Annotated in this window: 19 protein-coding genes; 10 read left to right on the forward strand and 9 right to left on the reverse strand. The window is 38.2% G+C overall.

Features of this window, described 5'->3' with window-relative positions; translation table 11 throughout:
- Positions 1-109: 109 nt before the first annotated feature.
- From ACY650_RS03405 to ACY650_RS03425, 5 genes are all read right to left on the reverse strand, one after another.
- On the reverse strand, positions 110-2,761 hold the full coding sequence (locus tag ACY650_RS03405; RefSeq protein ID WP_462251753.1) for a ligand-binding sensor domain-containing protein: 2,652 nt from the start codon (positions 2,759-2,761) through the stop codon (positions 110-112).
- Positions 2,762-2,963: 202 nt separating this feature from the next.
- The gene (locus ACY650_RS03410; RefSeq protein WP_462251755.1) at positions 2,964-3,506 is read right to left on the reverse strand and encodes a hypothetical protein; all 543 of its coding nucleotides are present in this window, start codon (positions 3,504-3,506) and stop codon (positions 2,964-2,966) included.
- 194 nt (positions 3,507-3,700) lie between these two features.
- A complete protein-coding gene (locus ACY650_RS03415; protein WP_462251757.1) occupies positions 3,701-7,645 on the reverse strand; it encodes a hybrid sensor histidine kinase/response regulator transcription factor in 3,945 nt (1,314 codons plus the stop codon).
- 116 nt (positions 7,646-7,761) lie between these two features.
- Positions 7,762-9,561 carry a tetratricopeptide repeat protein gene (locus ACY650_RS03420; RefSeq protein WP_462251759.1) on the reverse strand — a complete coding sequence of 600 codons (1,800 nt, stop codon included), beginning with the start codon at positions 9,559-9,561 and terminating at the stop codon, positions 7,762-7,764.
- A 190-nt stretch (positions 9,562-9,751) separates the two neighbouring features.
- Positions 9,752-10,345, reverse strand: coding sequence for an NUDIX hydrolase (locus ACY650_RS03425; protein ID WP_462251761.1), 594 nt, complete (start codon positions 10,343-10,345; stop codon positions 9,752-9,754).
- Between the two features lie 116 nt (positions 10,346-10,461).
- On the opposite strand from ACY650_RS03425, the gene ACY650_RS03430 reads away from it, so the two are divergent.
- The 4 genes from ACY650_RS03430 to ACY650_RS03445 are packed head-to-tail and all read left to right on the forward strand — an operon-like array spanning position 10,462 to position 11,933.
- Complete coding sequence (locus ACY650_RS03430) at positions 10,462-10,671, forward strand: hypothetical protein (RefSeq protein ID WP_462251763.1); 210 nt, start codon at positions 10,462-10,464, stop codon at positions 10,669-10,671.
- Positions 10,672-10,724: 53 nt separating this feature from the next.
- Positions 10,725-11,132 carry a hypothetical protein gene (locus tag ACY650_RS03435; RefSeq protein ID WP_462251765.1) on the forward strand — a complete coding sequence of 136 codons (408 nt, stop codon included), beginning with the start codon at positions 10,725-10,727 and terminating at the stop codon, positions 11,130-11,132.
- A 52-nt stretch (positions 11,133-11,184) separates the two neighbouring features.
- On the forward strand, positions 11,185-11,568 hold the full coding sequence (locus ACY650_RS03440) for an alkyl hydroperoxide reductase (RefSeq protein WP_462251767.1): 384 nt from the start codon (positions 11,185-11,187) through the stop codon (positions 11,566-11,568).
- On the forward strand, positions 11,565-11,933 hold the full coding sequence (locus tag ACY650_RS03445; protein ID WP_462251769.1) for a DoxX family protein: 369 nt from the start codon (positions 11,565-11,567) through the stop codon (positions 11,931-11,933). The genes ACY650_RS03440 and ACY650_RS03445 overlap by 4 nt, the downstream gene beginning before the upstream one ends.
- Here the strand turns inward: ACY650_RS03445 and ACY650_RS03450 are convergent, their stop codons facing one another.
- Positions 11,934-15,134, reverse strand: coding sequence for a M60 family peptidase N-terminal accessory domain-containing protein (locus ACY650_RS03450; RefSeq protein WP_462251771.1), 3,201 nt, complete (start codon positions 15,132-15,134; stop codon positions 11,934-11,936).
- 84 nt (positions 15,135-15,218) lie between these two features.
- On the opposite strand from ACY650_RS03450, the gene ACY650_RS03455 reads away from it, so the two are divergent.
- The 6 genes from ACY650_RS03455 (at position 15,219) to ACY650_RS03480 (ending at position 21,034) form a co-directional block, all read left to right on the forward strand.
- The gene (locus ACY650_RS03455) at positions 15,219-16,073 is read left to right on the forward strand and encodes a formylglycine-generating enzyme family protein (RefSeq protein ID WP_462251773.1); all 855 of its coding nucleotides are present in this window, start codon (positions 15,219-15,221) and stop codon (positions 16,071-16,073) included.
- A 159-nt stretch (positions 16,074-16,232) separates the two neighbouring features.
- Positions 16,233-16,799 carry a hypothetical protein gene (locus ACY650_RS03460; RefSeq protein ID WP_462251775.1) on the forward strand — a complete coding sequence of 189 codons (567 nt, stop codon included), beginning with the start codon at positions 16,233-16,235 and terminating at the stop codon, positions 16,797-16,799.
- 76 nt (positions 16,800-16,875) lie between these two features.
- Positions 16,876-17,976, forward strand: a complete 1,101-nt coding sequence (locus ACY650_RS03465) for a helix-turn-helix domain-containing protein (protein ID WP_462251777.1) — start codon at positions 16,876-16,878, stop codon at positions 17,974-17,976.
- Positions 17,977-18,006: 30 nt separating this feature from the next.
- Positions 18,007-18,924, forward strand: coding sequence for an AraC family transcriptional regulator (locus tag ACY650_RS03470; protein WP_462251779.1), 918 nt, complete (start codon positions 18,007-18,009; stop codon positions 18,922-18,924).
- Positions 18,925-19,021: 97 nt separating this feature from the next.
- Positions 19,022-19,984, forward strand: coding sequence for a nuclear transport factor 2 family protein (locus tag ACY650_RS03475; protein WP_462251781.1), 963 nt, complete (start codon positions 19,022-19,024; stop codon positions 19,982-19,984).
- A gap of 27 nt (positions 19,985-20,011) precedes the next feature.
- Positions 20,012-21,034 (forward strand): alpha/beta hydrolase, encoded by a 1,023-nt coding sequence (locus ACY650_RS03480; protein ID WP_462251783.1) that lies wholly within the window; start codon positions 20,012-20,014, stop codon positions 21,032-21,034.
- A 51-nt stretch (positions 21,035-21,085) separates the two neighbouring features.
- On the opposite strand, the gene ACY650_RS03485 is transcribed toward ACY650_RS03480, so the two are convergent.
- The 3 genes from ACY650_RS03485 to ACY650_RS03495 are packed head-to-tail and all read right to left on the reverse strand — an operon-like array spanning position 21,086 to position 23,269.
- Positions 21,086-21,703: an NADPH-dependent F420 reductase gene (locus ACY650_RS03485; protein ID WP_462251785.1), complete on the reverse strand. Its 618-nt coding sequence runs from the start codon at positions 21,701-21,703 to the stop codon at positions 21,086-21,088.
- Positions 21,704-21,725: 22 nt separating this feature from the next.
- The gene (locus ACY650_RS03490; protein ID WP_462251787.1) at positions 21,726-22,337 is read right to left on the reverse strand and encodes a hypothetical protein; all 612 of its coding nucleotides are present in this window, start codon (positions 22,335-22,337) and stop codon (positions 21,726-21,728) included.
- A 56-nt stretch (positions 22,338-22,393) separates the two neighbouring features.
- Positions 22,394-23,269 carry a type 1 glutamine amidotransferase domain-containing protein gene (locus ACY650_RS03495; protein ID WP_462251789.1) on the reverse strand — a complete coding sequence of 292 codons (876 nt, stop codon included), beginning with the start codon at positions 23,267-23,269 and terminating at the stop codon, positions 22,394-22,396.
- Positions 23,270-23,326 lie beyond the last annotated feature (57 nt).

Below are 23,326 nucleotides of genomic sequence, written 5' to 3' on the forward strand. Positions count from 1 at the left end.
TTTCCGACAAACCTTATGAATGGATAGAAAAATATTGCCTGACCCCCGGGCTAGAATTTACCTATCCCGGGGGATAGTTTTTATCAAAAACCCCTTATTTGAAGCTTAATCAAAGATTTTTATTTACGAAGACAAGAGCCTCTCTTCTGTTATTGACCCCAAGCTTTTTGTAAGTATTCCTTAAATGAAACTTCACTGTACTTCTTGATATGAATAGTTGGTTGGCAATATCAGTGTTGGTTTTTTCCTGAATAATTAAATCTAGAATCTCAAACTCCCTTTGGGTAAGGGGCTCGTTAAGTGCCTGATTAAGTTCTTGAAAATCCAGCTGCCTATCAAAAGGATTGAGGTTGATATCTAACAACCGCTTTTGCAATGCTTCGATTTGTAGTTCCTGCGCTTCTTGATCTGCTTTCCTTTGTATCACACCAACCCTTGCCTTATAGATAACGAAACATAACGCAAAAAATGAAGCACCCATCAGAAGGTAAAACCATGTGGTCTTCCAATAGGGCGTTGCTACCGAGATGTTCAAAGATTTAACTTCTCCCCATCCACCACCTGGAATTTGGGCTTTTACCTCAAAAGTGTATTCGCCTCCTTTGAGATTGGTATAATTCGCAAAGCGGTAGTCGTTTAAGATCCAATCTTTATCCTGACCAACCAATCGATAAGCATATTTGACTCTTTCAGGCCGATGGTAATTAGGAGTTGAAAAAGTTATTGAAAAGGAATTTTCCCAGTAGTCTAGCTGAAGTTCATCGAGATAGTCAATCTTTTTTTCCGAACGAACATCTTCATGGGCGACTTTAAAAGATAAAAGATGAACCTCTGGAAGGTCTCTTTTCTTCTCAATGGGTTCTTGACCTGTAATACTAAAATACCCCCCGTAAGTTCCATAGTGAACCTCCCCATCTATTACAGCTAGAAACCCTTCAGAATCTATTTTATGTGATTGGTCGTAATTGATAAATTCCTTTGTCGAGGGGTCAAATTTGCTAAAACCCCTATCTGTATTGAGCCACATATTATCGTCCTTGTCAAAAACAATCTGCGAGACCGAATTTCCATCGAGACCAGAACTTCTATCAAACAACTCTAAACTGTCTTCCTTCATCCTGACCAATCCTATATTGGTGCCAATCCAAATGACATCATCTTTTGATCTGGTTAGTGCAAAGCATCTTTGTAGTTCACCGCCCAAAATATCCAATGTAACTCTGACCGACTCGCCCGTAGTTGGTTTAAATTCCGTAATCCCCTTCGTACCTCCAAACCACAATGAACCATCTTTTCGTTTGAGCACATCAAATTGCCAGTCAGCCTCGCTTTCATCAGGGCTATAAAGCGCTGTCAGTTTATTGGTGCCATACTCCAACAACCAGGCATTGCCATAAGAGGTTAAGATGATTGCGTGAGATTCATCCCATTCATTCAATTCTCTTATGAAACTGGTAATTGCATCTGTATTGACCTCAGTGATCGAGCCATCTGCTTTAGCATACTCGTAAATTTTTTGATGTAAATCATACAGGTAAAGAGAGCTGTCTGTTTCAACCATACCATAAAGTCCTCCGATTTTTTCATCTAAAGAAAGAAATTCAGTTTCTCCAGTAATTTTATTTTTCTTCCATATTCCATCTAGATTAATTCCAACAGCATAGATGTGCTCATTTTTCCCTGTGATATCTGACAATTGACCCAAATCAGGGTTTGTAAACGGAATCGAGTCAAAAGGAAAAATTTGAGATTCATTGTTAGAATATGAAACACCATGCTTTCCACCGACCCAAACCCTATCATCAGTTCCATACACACTGTACGTAAATCCAGGAAAAGGGGTAAGAGGGTTATCAAGAGATGACTTGATAAACTTCAGTTTTCTTTGCTCAACATTATAAATTGCCAGCCCTTTCTTTCTAGCGGAAACCCAATACTCATTTTCAGATTTTCTTGATAGGTCATAGATTCGAAGAACCTCCGAGGGATCCGTATATATTTTATCCCATGCCTGCTCTTTAATGTTATAAATATCAATTCCTGCCGAGAAGAAACCTACAATCAATCGGTTTTCATCTATCTGGTCCAGGCCAAAAATTCCATCTCGCTTTATAGATGTAAGTGGATGATCAATTTTCTCAAAAGACTCCTCTTTGATGTTGAAGCGAATGAGTCCTTTCGTTGTTCCGAGCCAAATTATATCCTGATTGTATTGGTCAAGGACTAAGCTACGAATAGCTTTCACATCCCTTGAAAGTGAATCAAAAGGATCATAATTGACAGAGATACCTGTGCGTTTATCGAACTTGCTTAAGCCAAATCCATTATCAAAGGCGATCCAAAGAGCCCCATCCGGGCCTTCCTTAATCATCCTTACTCGCTCTCCAGCAATAGTCTGACTATCTAGCGGATCAGGTTGATAAGTAGTAAATGTCTCCGTTTGCGGATCAAAACGATTCATGCCTCCGCGATCTGTTCCTACCCAAATGATCCCCTCAGAATCCTGCATGAGCGAGGTGATCACATCATCCGAAATCTTATATCCTTCTTTTTGTGTGAAAGACTTAATCTCATATCCATCGAATCGACATAGTCCACTTGCTGTACCGATCCAAATAAAGCCTTGGTCATCCTCCAAAAAACAAAAGGTATTATTGACAGGTAATCCATCCCTTTCAGTCAATCTGGCAAATTCAAACTCCTGACCATTGACACTAATTGCACAAATCAATGTTATCAGAAAGATGTAGACGTACTTCAACTTTAATATTAAATGCTTATTCGACAACAACAACTCGCGCAATTTAACTGCGATTCTAGCAATGAGTCATAATCATCAAAAAAATTATGGATAAAGTCTTTAGTGGACTTGAATTAATTAGCCTATTAGTAATGTCGAAGAAATTAAAAAGCCCCTTTCCAAATAATGAAAAGAGGCCAGAAATAAAGAGGATTAAACAGAGCTAGTTGTTGAGATTGTAATACTCAGCTACTGCTTCGTAATCCGAAAAATCTATTCCTGCGTTTCTTCCATTTGTGACTGTAATAGCTGGTATGACCAAAATTCTAAGTGCTGTAAAAGTTTGATCTCCTGTTCCCTCAACTCTTACCATGTTAAAAGCAGTTTCACTACTTGTATCTCCTTCATCTATAAAAATTCTATACTCATAGGTGGAAAGTACGTATCCAGGAATAGGATACCAAAATCCTGAATATTCTGCATATCCAAGAACTACACTCTCACTGATTTCTTCATAAGACTTAGGGATAGCAAATTGAACAAAAACACCCGTGTGAGTGAATCCTGGATAATTATATTGAGTCACATCTGCATCTTCACCATCTTGACCATTTTGCCCGTTTTGTCCGTCTGAACCATTTTGACCAATAGGACCAATGGGGCCAGTCGGACCAGTTGCGCCTTCCGGGCCTGGAGGGCCTTCTGGACCTTCACAACCAATAGCGATTACAGAAATTAGAACTAAGATTTTAATTAGATTTTTCATAGGAATTTATTTCGGTTAAAACATTCGTTAATGAATCATGCGACTCACATTGCAATGTTATGCGCACCTATGAACCTTGAATATCAAAATTGATTCAAGTACTATCAAAATTGATTCAAAGGGTGTTTTTAGCCCTCTAGGACTCGAAAAAGGGTAATATATAGTCCTTATTTAGCGGAATTGATCTAATTATTTCAAACCAATGACCTCTGATATTCCGAAGGGCTAAGACCGTATTGACTCTTGAAACATTGTGAGAAATACGAGGGACTTTCAAAGCCTACATTGTAAGCGACTTCAGAAATGTTCTGCCCAATTATCATGAATTCAACAGCTCTTTGTAACCTATACTGCTTTACAAATTCGTTAGTGGAAATATTTAGTAATGCTTTCAACTTTCGATTTAGCGTACTCTTACTCATCGCCATCTCACTTGCCAACTTATCTATTCCAAGAGATGATTCTTTAAGGTTTAAATTAAGGTATTCATAAAGATTGTTGAGGAACTCATCATCAACCGTTGGCATAACAGCCATTGGCAATTGAGGCAATAGCTCTGATTGTAAATGCTCTCTTAGGTTCTGTTGCTGTTGAATTAAATTCTGAATTCTTAGCTCTAGCTCATAGACATGAAACGGCTTTGTCAAGTACATGTCTGCACCAGCTTCTAGCCCTTGCTCTTTGGATTCCTGGGCCGTTTTAGCAGTTAGCATGATGAAGCTAATATGAGCGGTACGATTATCATTCTTAGCGAGGTTGCAAAGCTCAATCCCATTCATGCCAGGCATCATCACATCTGAAATAACAATTTCAGGAAGTTCTTTTTCAATGAGCTTCCATGCCTCATTTCCGTTAGAAGCTTGCAACACATTCCACCTCTCAGATAGACTCTCTACAATAAATGAACGCAACTCCTCATTATCCTCAACAATAAGTAGGAGTGGTGATTCCTCATCAAAATTTTCTTGTATACTATCCTCTACTTCTTCTTGAGGGACCTTACTTATTGGAGCAGTTTCTTCGAATTTGCTTATCGGAATCTTGACAGTAAATGTTGTTCCAATTCCTAATTCACTTTCAACAAAAATTTCTCCTTTCATCAATGTCGTAAGCTCTTTTACAAGTGAAAGACCAATTCCGGTTCCTTCTTGCTCACGAGTAACCGAATCGTCTACTTGATAAAACCGATCAAAAAGTTTAGGTAGCAATTCCTCATCTATTCCAATACCCGTGTCCGCTACTTTAACAACAGCTACGATTCCATCAGATTCTAACTCTTCATTGAGTTTCACAGTCACTTTTCCACTCTCAGGTGTGAATTTGACTGCATTGCTGACCAGGTTATAAATTATCTTTTCCCAGTGGCCTTTATCAAAGAGGTAATGTCCTTCGACATTATCATTTATAAACTGTAAGGAGATTTTCTTTTCAGATGAAAGCACTTCAAATTGATCGACGCAATTTTTGACAAACAGTCCCAGCTCACCTGTCGCGTTGTGCATCTGCATACTGCCCGACTCTAGTTTAGCTATATCTAGCAATTGATTTACCAGTTTCAGTAAATGACTCCCATGTCGATAATTGCTCTTGAATAATTCAATGGCTTTAGGAGGGAAATTATTGTCCCTGATATGTTTCTCCAGCGGAGAAAGAATAAGTGTAAGTGGTGTTCTAAACTCATGGGTTATGTTTGAGAAAAATCGTGTTTTCATCTCATCCATTTCCAGTAGCCGTTGAGCTTCCCTTCTATTGAACTCCTCCTCTTGTTCTCGAATAAGCTTCCTTTTATAATTCCTCCAAATAAGAAAAACCGTCACTACGAAGATGAAGGAATACAAGGTGTAGGCCCACCAGCTAAGCCACGGTGGTGGATCAATATTTATGCGTATTGAAGTGACTTTGTTGCTCCATACACCGTCAGTATTGGTTGCATTTATGTTTAAGGTATAATTACCAGAAGGCAGATTGTCCAGCCTTACGATTCTTTCATTTTGTAGTTCAACCCATTGCTTATTGTAGTTTTCCAATTTGTAGCGATACTCAATATCAAGTGGGTCATTATACTGCATCGCTGCGATTTCAAATCGAAGAGAGTTTTGATCGTAAGCTAAGTCTATATGCTCAAGGTCAATTATCCCTCCAGCAAATTGATCAGAAGAATAATCGATCGACTCATTATTGATTTGAAGATCCGTCACATTGACTACAGGTTGATATTCATCATCTACGAAATCTTTAGGATTAAAAACACTGTATCCAAGCATGCCTCCAAATGCAATTCTACCATCTGGAAAAATCAAACTATGATGCCTGTTAAACTCACTTTCTACAATTCCATCTTTGGTGAAATAATTGGTAAACTGCTCTTTTTCAATATTGAATCTGCTGATTCCATTAAAGGTGCCAAGCCATATATTTCCTAGCGAATCAGGGACAATCGCACCGATGCTATTGCTGGACATTCCATCGGACATCGTATAGTTGGCCAAGGTTTGCTTCGATTCTTTGTCCCATTTTATTAAGCCACCTCCGAGAGAAGCCACCCAAAGTATATTAGGATCTGTGACATCTTCACTTATATCTATCAGACTCGCTCCGTCTTTACCTATCGAATATTGAGCAACCTGATTGCCTTGTTTAAGTTGATATAGGACATTCTTGGTTGCAATAACCCATTGATATTCATCATCAGCAACCATATCTGACAATCTTTCCGTAGTAGGGCCGTTCCTGATAGTCTTAAATTTTATATAATCAGGATCCTGGTCAAGGTCTTTCCAATTGAAAATATTTCCATAGAGGTCAAGCGCCCATAGCTCATCATTACTTTCAGCTATCCCTACGATGTATTGAAGGTGTATATCCTCTAATGGAATCCTTTCAAACTTGTCGTCCAAAAACTTGTATATCCTTCTATAATCTCCAAATCCAATTGACTCATGAGTAATAAAAAATCCGAGGCTCGAATAATGGTATCTTAATCCATAAGACCACTCGCCATCTTTGTTCCAATTTGATGGCAGGTTGTTCCGTTCCAATCCCATTTGATCTGTGAGGATATCAGACAGGAAATTTTTATCGTATCTCGAAGATTGAAAGGTTGGTTTATTCAAATCAACTCGATACATACCTCCAGCATTTAATCCTACCCACATGGTGTTCGATTGATCGACGTGAACGGTATTGATCGTAAAAGAAGCTCTGGCAGGATTCTTCCAAAGTAGCGTGATAGATTCATCCTCCTCTAACCTTAGTATCAATCCCGAATACTTGATGATCACTCCTCCTTGATGGTCGTCAAATATTCTAAGGCCACTAATGATCGAATCATCAGCTGCTGGCAATTCTAATAGTCTAAAAGTCCCTTCTTTCTCATAGTAGATGTATAGGTTATGTTCAATCGCAAAAAGTATCCTATCATTGGATAAGTGCCTCATTGGTTTTATGCGACCATAAATTGGATTGAAATCCAACGCTTCAGGAATATTGATTTTCTCAAAATTGGACCACTCTTCATCGCTTACTAATAAACCATCCTTTACCATCAACCACAACCTGTGATTACGATCTTCTATGTAACTGTATACCTTTTTACTGTAAGGTTTCTTACCGCCATTGAATAGCTTATTCATCTTCACGTTTGATGAATCATATAAGAAATACCTTGATGTATCCCCCACAAACCAATTTCCTTGCTGATCAATACCGAATTTATCAAGGGTAGGAACATCAATATTTATAAGAAAATCTTCTTTAGCAATACTTGCTATGGGGTCAATTTTAAGCTTAACGTCTAGCGTTTTTGTATTGATTTGGTCAACAATAAAATTGTGATGCAATACCCAGAGTATATTATTACTATCAAGCCTTAAATCATAAACTTGGGAAGTAGAGATGTTTCTCCCTCCTTCAGTACTTACATTAAACTTCAAGAAATTCTTTCCATCATATCTGGCTAAACCATCTAATGTACTAATCCAAATAAACCCGTGATCATCTTGAACAATTGCAGTTACATAGCTTTGTGGCAATCCTTTTTCGGTATCGAAATATTCGTAATTTGTGTATAGTGGTTGCTGGGAGAATCCAACAATGTAAGAGCCAAATAAAATAACAGCTCCAAAAAAGTATTTGAGCATTCTTTAGGTTTACCAGTTAGTCTTAAAGATATATCATTTGTTTTAAGGCTAACACCTTCGCTATTTCTAAGCTTTATGATTTCATCCTCAGACCAGTTCCAAAATTAGAAATCAATCTACTGTGTGTTTTTTTCATCATTTAGCAAGTCATTTAACTTCCGAATGATATCATCTAATTCTTCAGCAGATTTGGAGATGTTTTCAATAATAAAATCTCTTTCCTTTTTATTGATTTTATTCTTCCATAGATGAACAAGTCCCATAAGTCTGGAAAGCGGAGCTCGTACAACATGAGAGTTAGAAAAGGCGTATTCTTTTAGCTTCTTATTCTGCAATTGTACTTTTTCTGTTCTTTCTCTTACCCTACTTTCGAGCGACTCATTTATTGATTTTATTTTCTCGTTTATGACAGCAATTTCATCTGCTTGAGTTTGGATCATCTTATTTTTCTCCATCAATTCCTGGTTACTCGCATCAACAATAAGCTTTTGTGCTTCAATTATTTTTTTTCGCTTGTTGGAAACCCTGAAACGATTGTATAACACAATAAGAAAGATTAACAAGATTAAAATACCACCATAGAGTATATAGGTTAGTTGCTGCTTACGCTCGACTATCAATGATTGCACCTGTATCGCTTGAGCATTTTCAATACTATCTGCTAGTGATTGTTTCTCATACTCATACCTAAATTTTTGTTGAATAATTTCTCTTTGAATTTCTTCATTTAGGATACTATCCTTCGTACCAATGTAAAGCTCCAGCATATTGAGCGCTTGTTTCTCATCACCCAATCTTTTGTAGGTGTCATATAGTCCTGAGGCTGAATTTTTCACTTGCTCTAAAATCCCTAATTCCTGAGCTTGTGATAGTGACCTGGCATTATATTCAAGAGCCTTATCGAGGTTACCAATTGCTAAATAGGTATTGCCAAGATTATTCATTGTGATTACTATTCCTTTTACATTACCAATCTTCTCCTTTATAGTCAGGCTTCTTTTATAAAAATCCAATGCAAGCACATAATCTTCCTGATCAAAATAAACGTTACCTATGTTATTCAATGAACTAGCAATACCTGCACTATTGCTAATCTTTTCTCTAATTTCTAAGCTGGTTTGATAGTACTGCAGTGCGCTATCGTACTCTTTTTTACGATAAAAAACACTCCCTAAATTGTTGAACGTACTTGCAATTCCTCTTTGATCACCTATCTTCTTCCGAATGCTCAAACTTTGATTATAGTACTTAATAGCGTCATCTCGATCCCCCTGAGATTTATAGACATTACCAATATTATTGAGTGTGTTTGCTATTCCTTTTTCATCGTTAAACTCTTCTTTGATTTGAAGGCTTGCCACGTAATTTTCTATGGCTTGGCTATAATTTCCTTGGCTTTTGTAGACAAGTCCAATGTTGTTAAGTGACAGGGCAACCCCTCTTCGATCACCAATTTTTTCTTTGATTAAAATGCTAGTCTCGAAGTATTCTATTGCTTTAGGATAATTTCCAAGCGCCTTATAGATGTTACCAAGGTTATTAAGAGAACTTGCTATTCCCTCCTGATCATCGAGGGACCTTCTTATTTCAAGGCTCTGCTCATAGCTTTTAAGAGACTCATCATAGTTGCCTATTAATTTCCATGCGGTTCCTTGAAGAGAAAGTGATTTAGACGCATAAGCCTCATGATTATTTTTAATTGAATAATCATACAATTCTTCTGCAAGCACAAGAGCTGTATCCGGATCATTGTACAAATAACCTTTGAGAATTAATTCATGAAAAGCATTTAAACGAACAGTTTCTGATTGAGAAGGATTGTTCCATAAAGCATACAACGAGTCCAATTTATTCTGCGCATGAGTGCCATGCTGAAGACTTATGAAAACTATCGTATAAATAAATATCCTAATCATCTCTCCTTGTAAAATACTTTAGAAATGAATACAAATAAGGAATAAATTAGCTATTTATCCATATCAAAATTGGAAGCAATTGGTTAGCATGACCACAATTTGAAATGCCATCTATATGTATTTTTCACAACAGCCTGTTTAGTCCGTCTTAAAAATTAATATAAAACTGTTTTATGAGGTTTCCAATTACTTACTTAAGGAACAAACCATCTACCTGATCATCTTGTAGGACCTTATTAAGGGTATTGTAGAAATGTTTGTAGATGACACCATTGTTTGGTGAATTGGGAAGGCTATTTCCTCCAGAGCGAATGATAGATTTGAGCTCTTCTAAAGGGATCCAGTAAAAATCGCTTTTTTCGCGAAAGATGATGAACTTATCATCCAGAGGAATCATTGCTTGACGAATCTTTTGTCTCGACTTGTAAGGAATATTTACAACATAGCTTCGATATACTCCATTAACCGCTTCAATGTACGCATCGGGTCTAAAATTGAGATCTATCTCCTCCCTACCATATACCATCCTACATTCTTCAAAAAATTCTCTAACCGCTATTTCTTGCGGAGTCTCAAGCCGCTGTTCATCTTCCAAACTAGCAACCATTTCTCTTCCTCCTCCAAAATCCGTCCACCCAGGCTTATCTGCATCATAGCCTAACAAGACATAAACCGTGTCATTAATTACTGTGTAAGGAAGAACACCCGCTGCAACAAGATTTTCATCTTGGCAATTGGCATTAAGAGCAAATAATCCAAGCAAACAAGTGATAATAATTTTCATAGTGGCTTTTTGGTATTAGCTAATTTAATCAGATATGCTATAAGATATTGTTGACTCATTTTTGATTTTGTAATAATTCAACAGCATATCCTACTAACTACCAAAAGGATATCATCATGAAGAACGAATCAAAAAGAACTGACTATTACACCACCCTAGGTACAGGATTAGGAATTGCAATAGGTACATCATTAGGTACTGTATTAAGCATACCGTTTGATATCATGTATGGAATTATAATAGGTCCAGGAATTGGTCTAATAGTTGGCGCAGCTATTGGTAGTATTTTGGACAAACTACATCAAAATGAACAAGAAAACGTATAGAAGACTTAAGCTTAGAGTTCCAAACATTTAATTTCTCCAGCAGTTTTACTTGAATGCTGTTGCTCTTAATTGACTTTGGACTTGTAGTACTCATATGGATGACTCAATTGGTAGTCTATCCTAGCTTCATTCATTTTCAAGAGCAAGATTTGGTTCGTTGGCATCACAAATACACTACCAACATTTCCTACTTGGTAATGCCGCTCATGCTGGCACAGTTAGTTTTTCATTTACATGGAGCATACATTGACTTTCACTGGTGGCGTACCATTGCCTTGCTTCTAATAAGTTTTGCATGGATTAATACTTTTATGTTCGCTGTACCTAAACACAATAACATAAGTGCGCAAACGCAAGTGTTTGAGTCTGCAAAAAAACTTGTTAAGATCAACCGATATCGAGTACTTATTTGGACTTCAATATTTTTAATCAATTTACTATTCACGTTTTTGTTAAAATGACAGCTTAACAAAGCTCCGACTGATGTGTTAATTAGATATGAGCTTAAAAAACATGTCGCTAACTCTCAAAATTGCTGGAATTTATAATCTAGTGTGGGGAGTCTGGGTTGTCCTTTTTCCAGAACATTTTTTCATTCTTACTGGCATGGAAATACCTAGCCAATTGATGATATGGCAAGGAATGGGGATGGTGATTGGAGTTTATGGCCTGGGGTACTGGTGGGCCGCACAAAATCCAACTGTGCATTGGCCAATAGTGATGGTAGGTATGTTGGGTAAGATATTTGGACCGCTTGGGTTCATCTTCAACTACCTGTCAGGACAGGTGCCTTTTGCATTCTTTTATACGCTGATCACCAATGACTTTATCTGGTGGATTCCTTTCACTCTGATTCTGCTTGAGGCAAAAAGAACAGGAAACATGAAACTCATATGAAAAAGAAAATCAGCAGGTGGATTCAAGCTGCATTCTACATCTATGCAGGTGCCAATCACTTTATAAACCCAGAATTCTACTATGACTTAATCCCTCCATATCTGGGCAATTCCGAACTTATCAATAGCCTCTCAGGGATCGTGGAAGTATTATTTGGAATTGGACTCATGATAGAAAAAACAAGAAAACTATCAGCTTATGGAATCATCCTTATGCTAATAGCATTCATTCCCTCACATATATATTTCATACAAATTGGAAGTTGCATTGAAAATGGACTTTGCGTACCTCAATGGGTCGGCTGGATCCGTCTAATCTTAATTCATCCTTTGCTCATTTTATGGGCATGGAGTGATCGAAAGTGATTAATCTTTAACAATTTTTCGTTCAATGATTTTCTGATCTTCTGTCTCAATTTTGATCACATAAATCCCAGGCTCTCCTTCAATTTTAATACCATTTTCATCCAATCTGCCGGATTGAATTTCTTTACCATTTAAAGTGAAGATTTTATAATTACCCTCAAGTGATCTGGAAAAATTGATTACCCCATCTTGAGTTGGATTAGGGTAAATCTCCAATTCTAAATCTTCATTGGCTGAAAGAGTAATTTCTTCAACAACTTCAATCTCAACTGTAAAAATCTCACTTTCCTCTATCCCGTCATTGACTGAAACAGGAACCGAAAGTGTACCTACAAAATCCATAGTTGGTGTTATTGTTAACTCCTCAAACGAATAACTCTCTCCCTGATACATAGTAAGAACATGATCAACAGGATATTCATGGTCTCGGTCACTTACTTCCAAATTTTCTAGAGAGATTGACAGCGAAGTATTCATTTCAATTGTCAATACTTCCTGACCGGTAATGGTAGGTTCGAAATTCAAATCTTCTTCAGATAAATCGTAATACTTTGCCAGAATAGCATCTATCCTACCCGTAATTTTTGCGGCAGTATTTTCATCGTAATTTTCTTTCCAGTCATTCCATCTTGGATCATGAAATTCATCACTTAACTTATCAATAACTGCAGCGTGCCATGGTTGGAATGCATCATTATCTTCAGGTACCAAAGACCTGTAATACAGAATTCTGTCTTTTATTTCATCAGAAGTATCCATTGTTTTTAGTTCATCAACTAATGCATCCGATGGTAAGATTCCGTGAAATTCGAAGTGTGGCGCCATATTGAATCCCATTATATCTGAAGCTACACGTATGAATTGATCATCTTCTAAATCATATGGACTCCAGCTTGGGTTATCGATTTGATACTGGTAGAAGTATCCATTGATATCACCTAAAGCTTCCCAGCCAAACATTTTAGCTATGTCTACCAGCTTCACCAGTGCACGGCTTTGATAAAGCATCTGATCCCAATCCTGAACATTCCTAACTGTGTCCCATCCAATGCGATAACCATTGTAGAATCTTGGTGTAAAGATCCAGTCCATGGTTGCTTGCTCGAGATTCAGCCGCTGATCCAAAGCATAAACAAACGCTGAGTCAATGGACTCACCCATTACGATACTGTAAGCGGCCGTAGCAGGAATATGCACATTGGTTTCTTGCTCGAAGATGAGTGTCGGCATATTATGTAAATGCCCATATTCATGAAAAATCACATAATTGAAAACACTTGAAGTAGGTCCATTGTACCATTCTCGTCCCGACTCTACATCAACAGGATTTTGCCAAGTATCTTCATAAGAGTAATTATATACTTCAAGGGACATTGGATATGCTGCAGGGGCACCAGTGAACTTAACATGACTCTGCCTGTCTACAATCAAATATTCACCACGGAATCTTTCTTGAGGCCTGCCCAATGCAAGATTCACCGCATCGAAAGATTCATCCCAGATGGTAAATATGGAATCAGGATCATTCATTAATGCAGCCATTCCATTTGGAATGGTAGTCATGAAGTTAGTTGATTCCATATCAGCCCAAGGCACCTCTTTCTTTTGAATTTCGGTCATGAATTCAGTTAGATCGGTAGTAAATCCTGGTTTGGTTGAATAGAACGGAGCTTTGATGGCACCATCAATTTCAAAAGTTAAAGTCCCTAGCTGAGTACCATCTGGAACAGCTATGTATACACCTCCTCCAAATGGGTTTGTTATGGTGATTGTTTTGCTATCTAAAGGTAAATCGGTACTTATCCGCGGATACCTTCTTAGTTCTGTCCAAGTCTCTTGTAAATTCTTTCGGTGAGCACCAACGTACACGGTCAGCCCTTCACCTATTGCCGCGTCTGGGACTGTTACAGTTATCAATTCTCCCGGTGCAGCGTAATATCCTGTAGGTCTCCGAACATATTCCTGGTCGTTCAGATAAAATCCAGGATCGGTTTGATAATCTCCATCTATCGTAAATGTTGCATCATCTATCCGTGCAGCACTGGCGCTTACTGTTCCTGGGAAATTCTCATGCTCCTTAAATGTAAGCCCTTCCATATCAGCCATGGTGGATGCAGTATACATATTATCAAGAATCCATTGCTGTATCTGAAACTGGATAGACTTAAGTTGATCAAATTCGTCTGGAAATTCTGCATTGTATTTTTTCGTGAATACGAATCCATTCACATCAGAATATGTAGCCATATAATCATCCACCGTAGCTTTCGAAGATATATATGAGTCATCATCCCAATTATTTAGAAAGACCTCTTTGGTAGAGTCAAGTTGGGTTTCGGACAATTCATCATCCAAATTCATATGATCGATTAATGCTTGAAGTGATGATGCGACAGCTGCTGGATCACCAGGCTGAGCTGGACTCCAAATAGTTAGACTGTCTATCTGAAGATCCATACTTGGATGAATCGGATTTACGGCATTATTCTCAGTAGATCCTACTGTAAGTTGCAGATCTGTAACTGACTGCCTGAATCCCTCATAGTCCACTCGATCATCGTAATAAGAAAGTGTTGAGGTACCATTCACTATATATTGGATATATGGAGTGTCATCCTGAAAAACAAACTTCATCGTGAAGTCATACCATATATCAGGCTCTATTCGTGCAACGAAATCCAGTTTACCTTCACTTTGTAATCCTTCCGAATCTAATATTCCATCTCCGAAGGTGGTCAAGATCCACAAATCACTTTCCCATTCTCTGGCTGCCACATTGAAGCCTTCAAACCGTTGATCATATTCAGGTTTAGTCGAAAGAATGATTCTTGCCTCTTCCCCAGAACCATTAATAGGTGTCGTTGCTTCCCAATCTCCAATAACCTTGAATCTAATTTGAATCTCTAATGACTCTGTATTGTCAAAAGCAGTACTTAATGCGCTTGGTAAAAGAAAGTATTCTCCTGAATCAAGCGCTACATATTCACCGCTTGAATAGTCTGGAGTTCCAAAAATTACCTGAGGATCGTAACTATTAATTTGGTCATTTGCATCGCTACTGTAATCATATGCTGCTAATTGAGCATCTACAGATCCCAATATTCCTAACATCAAAACTATGCCCGAAACAAACTTCAATAGTGAGGAAGAAAATGCTAAAACAGTATCTTCTGATTTAACAACAAGTGGTAGTCTTTTCATGAAGCTAAAGTGCTACAAACAAATAAAAAAAGAGAATTTAGGGGGTTAGCATTTGGATAGCATCAAATTTCCTACCTTAACGGCATGTCAATTCCGATAAATCAGAACCAAGAACATCTAATCAAATTGATTACTTTATTGATTTTTTGTTCATTGTCATCGGGTTGTTCGAAAGTGAATAGTCATGAAGGCATGGTGAAAGTTGGGAGCGACGACTTTAAATACTTTCTTGTTGATAAAACGGAAGTTACTAATGCAGACTTTCAAGAATTTGTTGTTTCTACTGGATATATTTCTACTGCTGAGAAGGACTTTATGCTGACTCTAGGATCTACAGATACTTTAGTAAAAGGAGGATCGCTTGTTTTCATGCCAACCGAAGGACCAGTCGCACTAGATGACTACAGTCAATGGTGGAAATGGGAAACAGGTGCTTATTGGGCTGCACCCGAAGGACCAGGAAGTGATATTAAAGGGAGACTCGACCATCCAGTTGTACATATTTCTTTTGATGATGCAAAAGCTTATGCAAAATGGAAAGGCAAAAGACTTCCAACAGAAACAGAATGGGAATTTGCAGCCAAGGCCAATGAAGCGAATAAATATGGATGGGGAAATACAGATCCGGAAGCATCTCATACTAAAGCAAATTTTTGGCAAGGCTTTTTTCCATTCCAGAATGACAAGAAAGACGGGTTCATAGGGACTGCTCCTGTTGGTTCTTATGCGCCAAACGCGTTTGATTTATGCGATATGTCAGGCAATGTTTGGGAATGGTGCATAGATGACCATGGAAATCCTATAGTTAAGGGTGGATCTTTTCTTTGCAATGATTCTTATTGCAGTGGTTATTTAGTTTCCAGTAGAATGCCTAACGACAAGGAATCAAGCTTGAACCACACAGGTTTTAGGCTCGTAAAGGACGTTTCTGACAAATAACCTCCCAGTAAAACTTAAAGTGTCAAATTATTTGAGACCTCTTTTATGTGATACCATTTGTCTCAAATAATAATCTAAGTCGAATCACATCGTGTCACGCTTTTGCTTTGGGGTCATAATTCACTTCGGTGAGCATGTTTCAACTAAAATCAAAACAAAATGAAAAATGTATTAATGATCTTAATAGCAGTAGCATTCGGTGGCAAGCAAAAAGTAACAATCAATGCGCTAGATTCTGTAGAACTTACGTATGAAGAATTCGCAAACTATGATGTGAAACTTTCCAACTCTTCTGGAAAAGGTATTGACGTATCGGTAATTGATCCCTCTACTAAAAAGCAAGTAAGCGGTTTTGGACTAGGTCCTTTAGGGAAAGCTACATTGAGTGTTAGAGATGGACACATTTTGAAATTGAAGAACAACTCAATGAAAGATGTAAGTCTATCTATCACTTTCGTAGAAAAAAGAAAGGTCGCTTATAGTGGTGAGCAAAGAGTGAATTTCACGCTTAGAAATACCTCTTCAAGGTCTATTCCTTTAGTAATCCCAGATGTAATGAATCCAAACTTATCGCCACTTTCAAATAGTGGAGTGTCTTTGAAGATGGGTCAGAAGATCTATTACAAAAAAGGACTGAAAAAAATCCTTATCCTTACAGTGGATGAGTCAATCAAGACTGGTGATAAGATTGATATCGCTAAATTGGTAAAAGGATTAAATGATTAAACAAAACATCAATTATCAACTTTTATGATTAGCCATCAATTAAGATGGCTAATCATGTTTTACCAGACTAAATACCATGTCTCTATATACAACCCCTCTCCAGCTCGGCTACTTTTTCAGCTTATTGATGTGGATTCTTTTTTTGATCCGTGGCTATAAAGAACAGCGACTTTCTGATAAACTTCTTGGGTGGATCATGTTTATCCTGGCCATGGAGTTGCAAGACTACACGTTTGGGTTTGCAGGAATCAATGTACTCTGGAATGAGCTAAATGGATTTCCAAGAGGAGTCAGCTTGTTGTTTGGCCCTGTTGTTTACTTCTATTTCAGGTCGCAAGTAAATCGTGAGTTTAGCTTTAAAAGAAAGGACTTGTGGCATTTTGCTCCATACGCATTCGCATTTTTATACGAATTCATTTTTTTCATTCAAGGGCCAGAAGCAGTAGAATACCTTCAAAACTCCACGCATTTCATGGTATTGGGATACATTAATAGAGTAGTACGCATTGCTTCCTTCGTTTATTACCTTTCGATGTGTATCATCATTTATAAAAAATATCGTTCATGGAGTTTAAATCAATTCAGCAACATCGAATTGATAAACTTCAATTGGTTTAGAAACTTCATCTACGCGATGATCTTCTGGCTGATATTCCGAGAGGTCATGAATGTAATTGATGCAATGATGGATCTTGAGTTTTATCAAGACTGGTGGTGGAATCTGGCTCTGGTCGCTGTTGCATACTATATCGGTCTGGCTGGATATTCTCAAAATCAACCTGCTAAGATTTTCTTCCAATTGAGCCCAAAAGAAGGAGTGAAAGAATCCGTAGCGGCTGACGATGAAGCCAAAGGAATCGCCAGCAAGTTGAAGTCTTTGATGGAGGAAGACAGGTTATACATTCAGCCTGATCTTAACCTTCAGGAGCTAGCTCAACACCTTAAGATTAACACAGTTCAGCTATCAAACACTATCAACCAAGCTTTTGGGAAAAACTTCAATGAATACATAAACACCTATCGGATAGAAGAATTCATCCGCTTATATACGGAGGATATTGATCGTAGATACACCATGCTTTCTATTGCCTTGGATTCTGGATTTAATTCAAAAGCTACGTTTAATCGAGCGTTTAAGAAGATCAAAGGCGCGTCACCTAAAGATTTCTTGAAGTAGTAGTAAAAGGAGATACTTATTTTTAAGGTTGTGTCTTCACTTCCATCCATACCACTTTTTGAATCGATCGATGAGTATAATCTTAAGATCGGAATCGATGCTCCACGCTATCAAGATTTTGATATCCGAGATTTCGAGGAAAACATGAAGACAGTGAAGCTTAAGATGCCGGCTTTTCGTATTCCATTCTTTCAAATAGCATTGGTAGAGTCTGGCACAGGAGAGGTGACCGCTGACGGAAACAAATATGATCTCGACAAATTCACACTATTTTTCAACCAGCCCAATCAGATATTGTATTGGAATGTATCTGATGACTGGAAGGGGTATTATATCAATATTGATGAGAGTTTTTATACCGTAAGGATCGACGGTTATTCCCAATTGTTTGACTTCCCATTTTTTAAAAAGTATCGTTCAGGAATCCATTTAGGTAGGGAAGAAGCAGAAATGATGTTGGAAATCATGGCAAAAATCAATGATGAATATACCAATCCAACTCCCTATAACCTTCCGATCATCAAATCGCTTTTAAGCACAGTACTTTCTTATAGCATTCGATTTCATGAACGGGCCTACCACGATGAAGAAGAACGTAAAACCTCAGATAATTTAAGCGCTAGATTCAAAGATGCAGTCCACAATCATTTAAATGAGCTGGTGCTAAATCTGGCTACTGAATCTAAGTCGGTTGGTATCTTCAGTGACGAATTATCTGTTACACCAAGCCATCTTTCAGAAACCATTAAAAAAGAGCTAGGTCAAACGCCAACGGATTATATCAATGAGCGCTTAGTCAAAGAATCGCAAAAGCTTTTAAGATCGACAGACCTTCAAATCAAGGAATTAGCTTATTTGTTGAAATTTAAAGACACCTCATATTTTGGACGTGTTTTTAGAAAGATAAGCGGCCTAACTCCTGCTCAATACCGCAATCAGCACGGATAAATACCGATTCCCCAAATAAGTACCATTAGTCCCGAAACCAGTACCATTCTGCGCCTTGGCGACCTCCGTTCTTTGTAGTGTTCAAATTGAGAAAATCATGAAAACACTTACAACACTTATCGGACTGCTTGTAGCACTCTCGGTTCAATCACAAAAAACAAAGAATATGGAACAGGAAAAGAACGCAATTGAAAAGGTTGTCACGCAAGTGTTCGTGTCTACCGACAATCAAAAATGGACGAGCGTCGAAGATGCTTTCAACGATCAGGTATTGCTGGATTATACCTCCATGGCAGGAGGTGAACCTGCACATCTTTCACCAAGTCAAATTACAGATAGCTGGAAAACGATTTTACCCGGCTTTGATCATACACATCATGCACTTAGCAACTTCAACATCGAAATCAATGGTACTGAAGCCACGGTAAGTCATTATGGAAACGCAGATCATTTCATTGACCTAAAAAATGATAAAGATGTGTGGACAGTTGTAGGCACTTACGACCATCACCTATTGAAAACACCTTCAGGTTGGAAAATTGACCAAATGAAGTTCAATCTAAAATATATGGATGGCAACATGGACCTACCTCGCATCGCACAAGAACGAGTAAAAGGAGTAAAAGTCGAAGATTTGAGTGTTGGTGACAAAAACAAGCAAACCGTCGCACAGTTTTTTGCACTTTTAGAAAAAGAAGATATCCCATCATTCATCTCACTTTTTGCAGAAGATGGACGCCAAGTAAACCCCTATTCATCTGGGCTTTTTCCTAAAGGAGCGAGCGGGAAGGAAGAACTAACCGCCTACTGGACTCCTGTACCTGAAAATTTTGATGGCATGCAATTTCCTATTGAAGAAATCTATGCAATGGAAGATCCATCAATTGTATTCGTCAAGTATACAGGCAAAATCAAATTGAAGAACAATGCCGGTTGGTATGAAAACGACTACTACTCTACCTTCAAATTCAATAATGAAGGAAAAATCATGGAGTATGTAGAAATATTCAATCCAATAGTGGCGGCCAGAGGATTTGGCATGATCGATCAGATCAAATAACACCTTTCAATCAATAAACTAATCAATATGAAAAAGTATATAATCTGGCTTTTAAGCCTAGTAATCATAAATGCTTGTTCAACAAATAAACCAACTGAAGAAGCATCAAATTCAAATCAAAAACTATCAAAAGCTAATACAATGGAAAAGGTGAATTTTAAAAGCGAAGCAGTAAATCTTGTAGGAAACCTCTACTTTCCTTCAAACTATGAGGAAGGTAAAAAATATCCAGCACTCGTAGTCTCCGGAAGCTGGACAACAGTGAAAGAACAAATGGCAGGTCTCTATGCACAAAGACTGGCAAACGAAGGTTTCATCACATTGGCTTTTGACTTTAGAAATTTTGGTGAAAGTGGTGGAGAGCCACGTTTTTATGAAAGTCCCGCTCTCAAAAAAACAGATGTAAAGAATGCTGTCTCTTTTCTAGAAAGCATGGAAGAAGTAGACAATTCTAAGATTGGTGCTTTCGGAGTTTGTGCCGGTGCCATGTACACATTGATGGCTGCATCAGAAGATGCTAGAATTAAATCAGTTGTTACAACTGCATCCTGGCTTCATGATGCAGAGGCAGTAAAGCTTTTCTATGGTGGTGAGGAAGGTGTAAATGCTAAGATCGAAGCTGCTCAAGCTGCAAAAAGACAGTACAATGAAACAGGCGAAGTACAATATATACCAGCGATATCAAGAGAAGACGAATCAGCTGCTATGTATGGGCCTTATGACTATTACCTAAATCCAGATAGAGGTGCAATCGAGCAATGGAGTAATGACAAGTTCGCTGTTATGTCATGGGAAGACTGGTTGACTACAGACCCGATGCCAACTGCTGAAAATATCAATGTTCCGACGCTAATGATTCATTCAGATGGGGCTGTGCTACCGCAATACACTAAAAACTATTTCGAACGTATAGCCACAACTGATAAGGAGTTATTCTGGATGGATACAGAGTTACAATCTCCGTATCATCAGTTTAATTATTACGATCAGGAAAATGAGGTGGCAGAATCAGTGAGCAAAGCGTCTCAGTGGTTCGCAACTAAAATGTGATTATCCTCAATATCAAAAAGAGTCGTCCAAAATCGGATGGCTCTTTTTTAATTATCGTTTCAATAATTTAAAACCTATCTCTCTGCCTTGCCCTTGAAACATCGCAAGGTTGATCCAAAACCAGGCAAATTGTTCCATTAATTCAAACTTGTCATTGCCACCAATATCATAGCAAGCTTCAAAACCAGCATCTAAAGCCAGCTTAATAGCTATTTTCTTTCCTTTATTGCTGTCACCACATGTAAACAAATCAAGGTTTTCGTCACCGTACTGAGGATACTCCATGTTGTTGAAGCCCGTAGTATTGAAGCACTTGACAACATCATCTGTGGCGGTATTGGCAAGAATGGCATCAGCAGTATTCTTAAAGCCTTCTGGTCCTCTTCCCATTACAACATTCATGGAGTCTATAATCACTTTACCTGCCGTATCTCCCAAAGATTTAGCTACTTCAATAGTTGCAGGAGCTGGTACTGCTACTAGGATGACATCAGATTTACTTACAGCTTCTTGAATTTCAAATACAGAAGTATTTGAATTTGCTAACAAATCCTTTCCCTTAAAATTGCTGGTATCCTTGACTCCAAGATTAATGTTATGACCCGATGCTGCCCATTTTGTTGCCAAGGCTCCACCTACATTTCCTGTTCCAATGATGGCTATTTTCATATCTACTGATTTGTCACTTAAGTTAAAATTCTTTTCGTACAAAAATGCCTGGATTAGCATCTGTTGGATCGTATTCGGGACCTAATCCAGATAAATTGATAGCCAACCCAAACTGATAGTTCTGATTTTTCAAACCGGCGCGTATCCTTTGCACACTAACAACATGCCCATTTTTATTAAAATTAGAGAATAGCTCTAAGCTGTTGTAAAGTCTCCACTTTTCATTTAGCTCGGGGGTAAATCTGACAATAGAAAACCATGAATACGCACGCTCAGCGTTCAACTCGGTAGAAATCAATGCATATACCATCCATTCCTTGGTGGCTTTGAAAAAATGAATGCCAACGTCACTCCCCGCTCCAAGAGAAGAAATTCTTCCAAGAATGGTCCCTCCAAAACCGCTAGTGGTAGTGTAATTTAGATAAGCCCCAGTAAACAGATTCGTATTTTCTCGATCTTCTGCTGTAGCTCTCGTACGACTAAAGAGCGACCACTTTCGCTCATCATCAAACGTTTCGAGCCATTGAACGTCTACAAATATGCGTTCGGTGCCACCCATAAATTCAAAACTCTGTGATCGGGCATCGATTACTGCCAACATCACAAGCGCTGTGAAAACCAATATGCTTTTCATTGATAAAAGAGGTTAGAAAGACAGGAAGCAAATGCTCCCTGTCTCAAATGAATAGCCTACTTATTAAGTAAGTCCACTACCATCCTGGCAGCAGCGGCGCCAGAATTTTGTTGTTGGCCAGTCACCAAATTGCCATCTGTAATCGCATAGGATACAAAAGCATCCGAAACCTTGAATGTTGTCCCTACAATCTTTCTCGCTTCGTCTTCTATTCTGTATGGTTGGATTTGCATGCCAACGGCCTTGTCCGCATAGTCTTCCTCAGAATTAGCAAACCCAGTCCAAGTCTTACCTTTTACTAATAGTTCTCCATTCGAGCCTTTCGCATCGAGCAATAGGGTTGTTGAATGACAAACCGCTGAGCTCGGTTTTCCTGATTCGAAGAAATCAGCAAATAATTTTTCCAAATCGCTATTCCCCCGATAAGTATACATTGGTCCTTGACCACCCACTAAGAAGATTGCATCATAATCATTCGTACTTACCTCCGTCAATTTCTTAGTGTTCTTCAACATTTCATTGAACCAATCTTGCTGCATATATCCAAGTGAGATCACATCGTGAGCTGAATACCCACTTTCATCTGTTGGGTTAGAATAGCCATCCATCAATACCTCTCCTCCTTCTGTAGACACCAACTCTACTTCGTATCCGGCTTCTTGAAATACATGCAAAGGGTGCGTCAATTCTGCAGCCCAAAAACCAATTGGCCATCCGGTCTGCTCAGATACAGCTGGACTACTTGCAACCATTAGAATTTTCCCTTTGAATGGCATTCCATGTGCATGAACGTAACTTGCTTCTTCCTTAAGTTTTATTTCCATTTGGGTTTGGGGATTGTCTGATTCATTTTCAATATTCGAATTGGTCTGCGAATCGCAACCAAAAAGTATAAGTGCTGCACTTAATACTGTGAGTGTTAAAGCTTTCATTTGATTTTCTTTTTCACCCAAAATTGAGATAGTATTGTACCTAAAGCAATATACTTA

Origin of the sequence: Ekhidna sp. (genome assembly GCF_963691765.1) — a bacterium.
In the GTDB taxonomy this organism is placed as follows: Bacteria; Bacteroidota; Bacteroidia; order Cytophagales; family Cyclobacteriaceae; genus Ekhidna.

Bases quoted from the DNA above. Each gene is read 5' to 3' on its own strand.
- ACY650_RS03485 (WP_462251785.1), bottom strand. From the start codon at position 21,703: ATGAAAATAGCCATCATTGGAACAGGAAATGTAGGTGGAGCCTTGGCA.
- ACY650_RS03435 (WP_462251765.1), top strand. From the start codon at position 10,725: ATGCTGTTGCTCTTAATTGACTTTGGACTTGTAGTACTCATATGGATG.
- ACY650_RS03410 (WP_462251755.1), bottom strand. From the start codon at position 3,506: ATGAAAAATCTAATTAAAATCTTAGTTCTAATTTCTGTAATCGCTATT.
- ACY650_RS03475 (WP_462251781.1), top strand. From the start codon at position 19,022: ATGAAAACACTTACAACACTTATCGGACTGCTTGTAGCACTCTCGGTT.
- ACY650_RS03430 (WP_462251763.1), top strand. From the start codon at position 10,462: ATGAAGAACGAATCAAAAAGAACTGACTATTACACCACCCTAGGTACA.
- ACY650_RS03490 (WP_462251787.1), bottom strand. From the start codon at position 22,337: ATGAAAAGCATATTGGTTTTCACAGCGCTTGTGATGTTGGCAGTAATC.
- ACY650_RS03445 (WP_462251769.1), top strand. From the start codon at position 11,565: ATGAAAAAGAAAATCAGCAGGTGGATTCAAGCTGCATTCTACATCTAT.
- ACY650_RS03440 (WP_462251767.1), top strand. From the start codon at position 11,185: ATGTCGCTAACTCTCAAAATTGCTGGAATTTATAATCTAGTGTGGGGA.
- ACY650_RS03480 (WP_462251783.1), top strand. From the start codon at position 20,012: ATGAAAAAGTATATAATCTGGCTTTTAAGCCTAGTAATCATAAATGCT.
- ACY650_RS03415 (WP_462251757.1), bottom strand. From the start codon at position 7,645: ATGCTCAAATACTTTTTTGGAGCTGTTATTTTATTTGGCTCTTACATT.
- ACY650_RS03460 (WP_462251775.1), top strand. From the start codon at position 16,233: ATGAAAAATGTATTAATGATCTTAATAGCAGTAGCATTCGGTGGCAAG.
- ACY650_RS03465 (WP_462251777.1), top strand. From the start codon at position 16,876: ATGTCTCTATATACAACCCCTCTCCAGCTCGGCTACTTTTTCAGCTTA.
- ACY650_RS03495 (WP_462251789.1), bottom strand. From the start codon at position 23,269: ATGAAAGCTTTAACACTCACAGTATTAAGTGCAGCACTTATACTTTTT.
- ACY650_RS03455 (WP_462251773.1), top strand. From the start codon at position 15,219: ATGTCAATTCCGATAAATCAGAACCAAGAACATCTAATCAAATTGATT.
- ACY650_RS03450 (WP_462251771.1), bottom strand. From the start codon at position 15,134: ATGAAAAGACTACCACTTGTTGTTAAATCAGAAGATACTGTTTTAGCA.
- ACY650_RS03420 (WP_462251759.1), bottom strand. From the start codon at position 9,561: ATGATTAGGATATTTATTTATACGATAGTTTTCATAAGTCTTCAGCAT.
- ACY650_RS03425 (WP_462251761.1), bottom strand. From the start codon at position 10,345: ATGAAAATTATTATCACTTGTTTGCTTGGATTATTTGCTCTTAATGCC.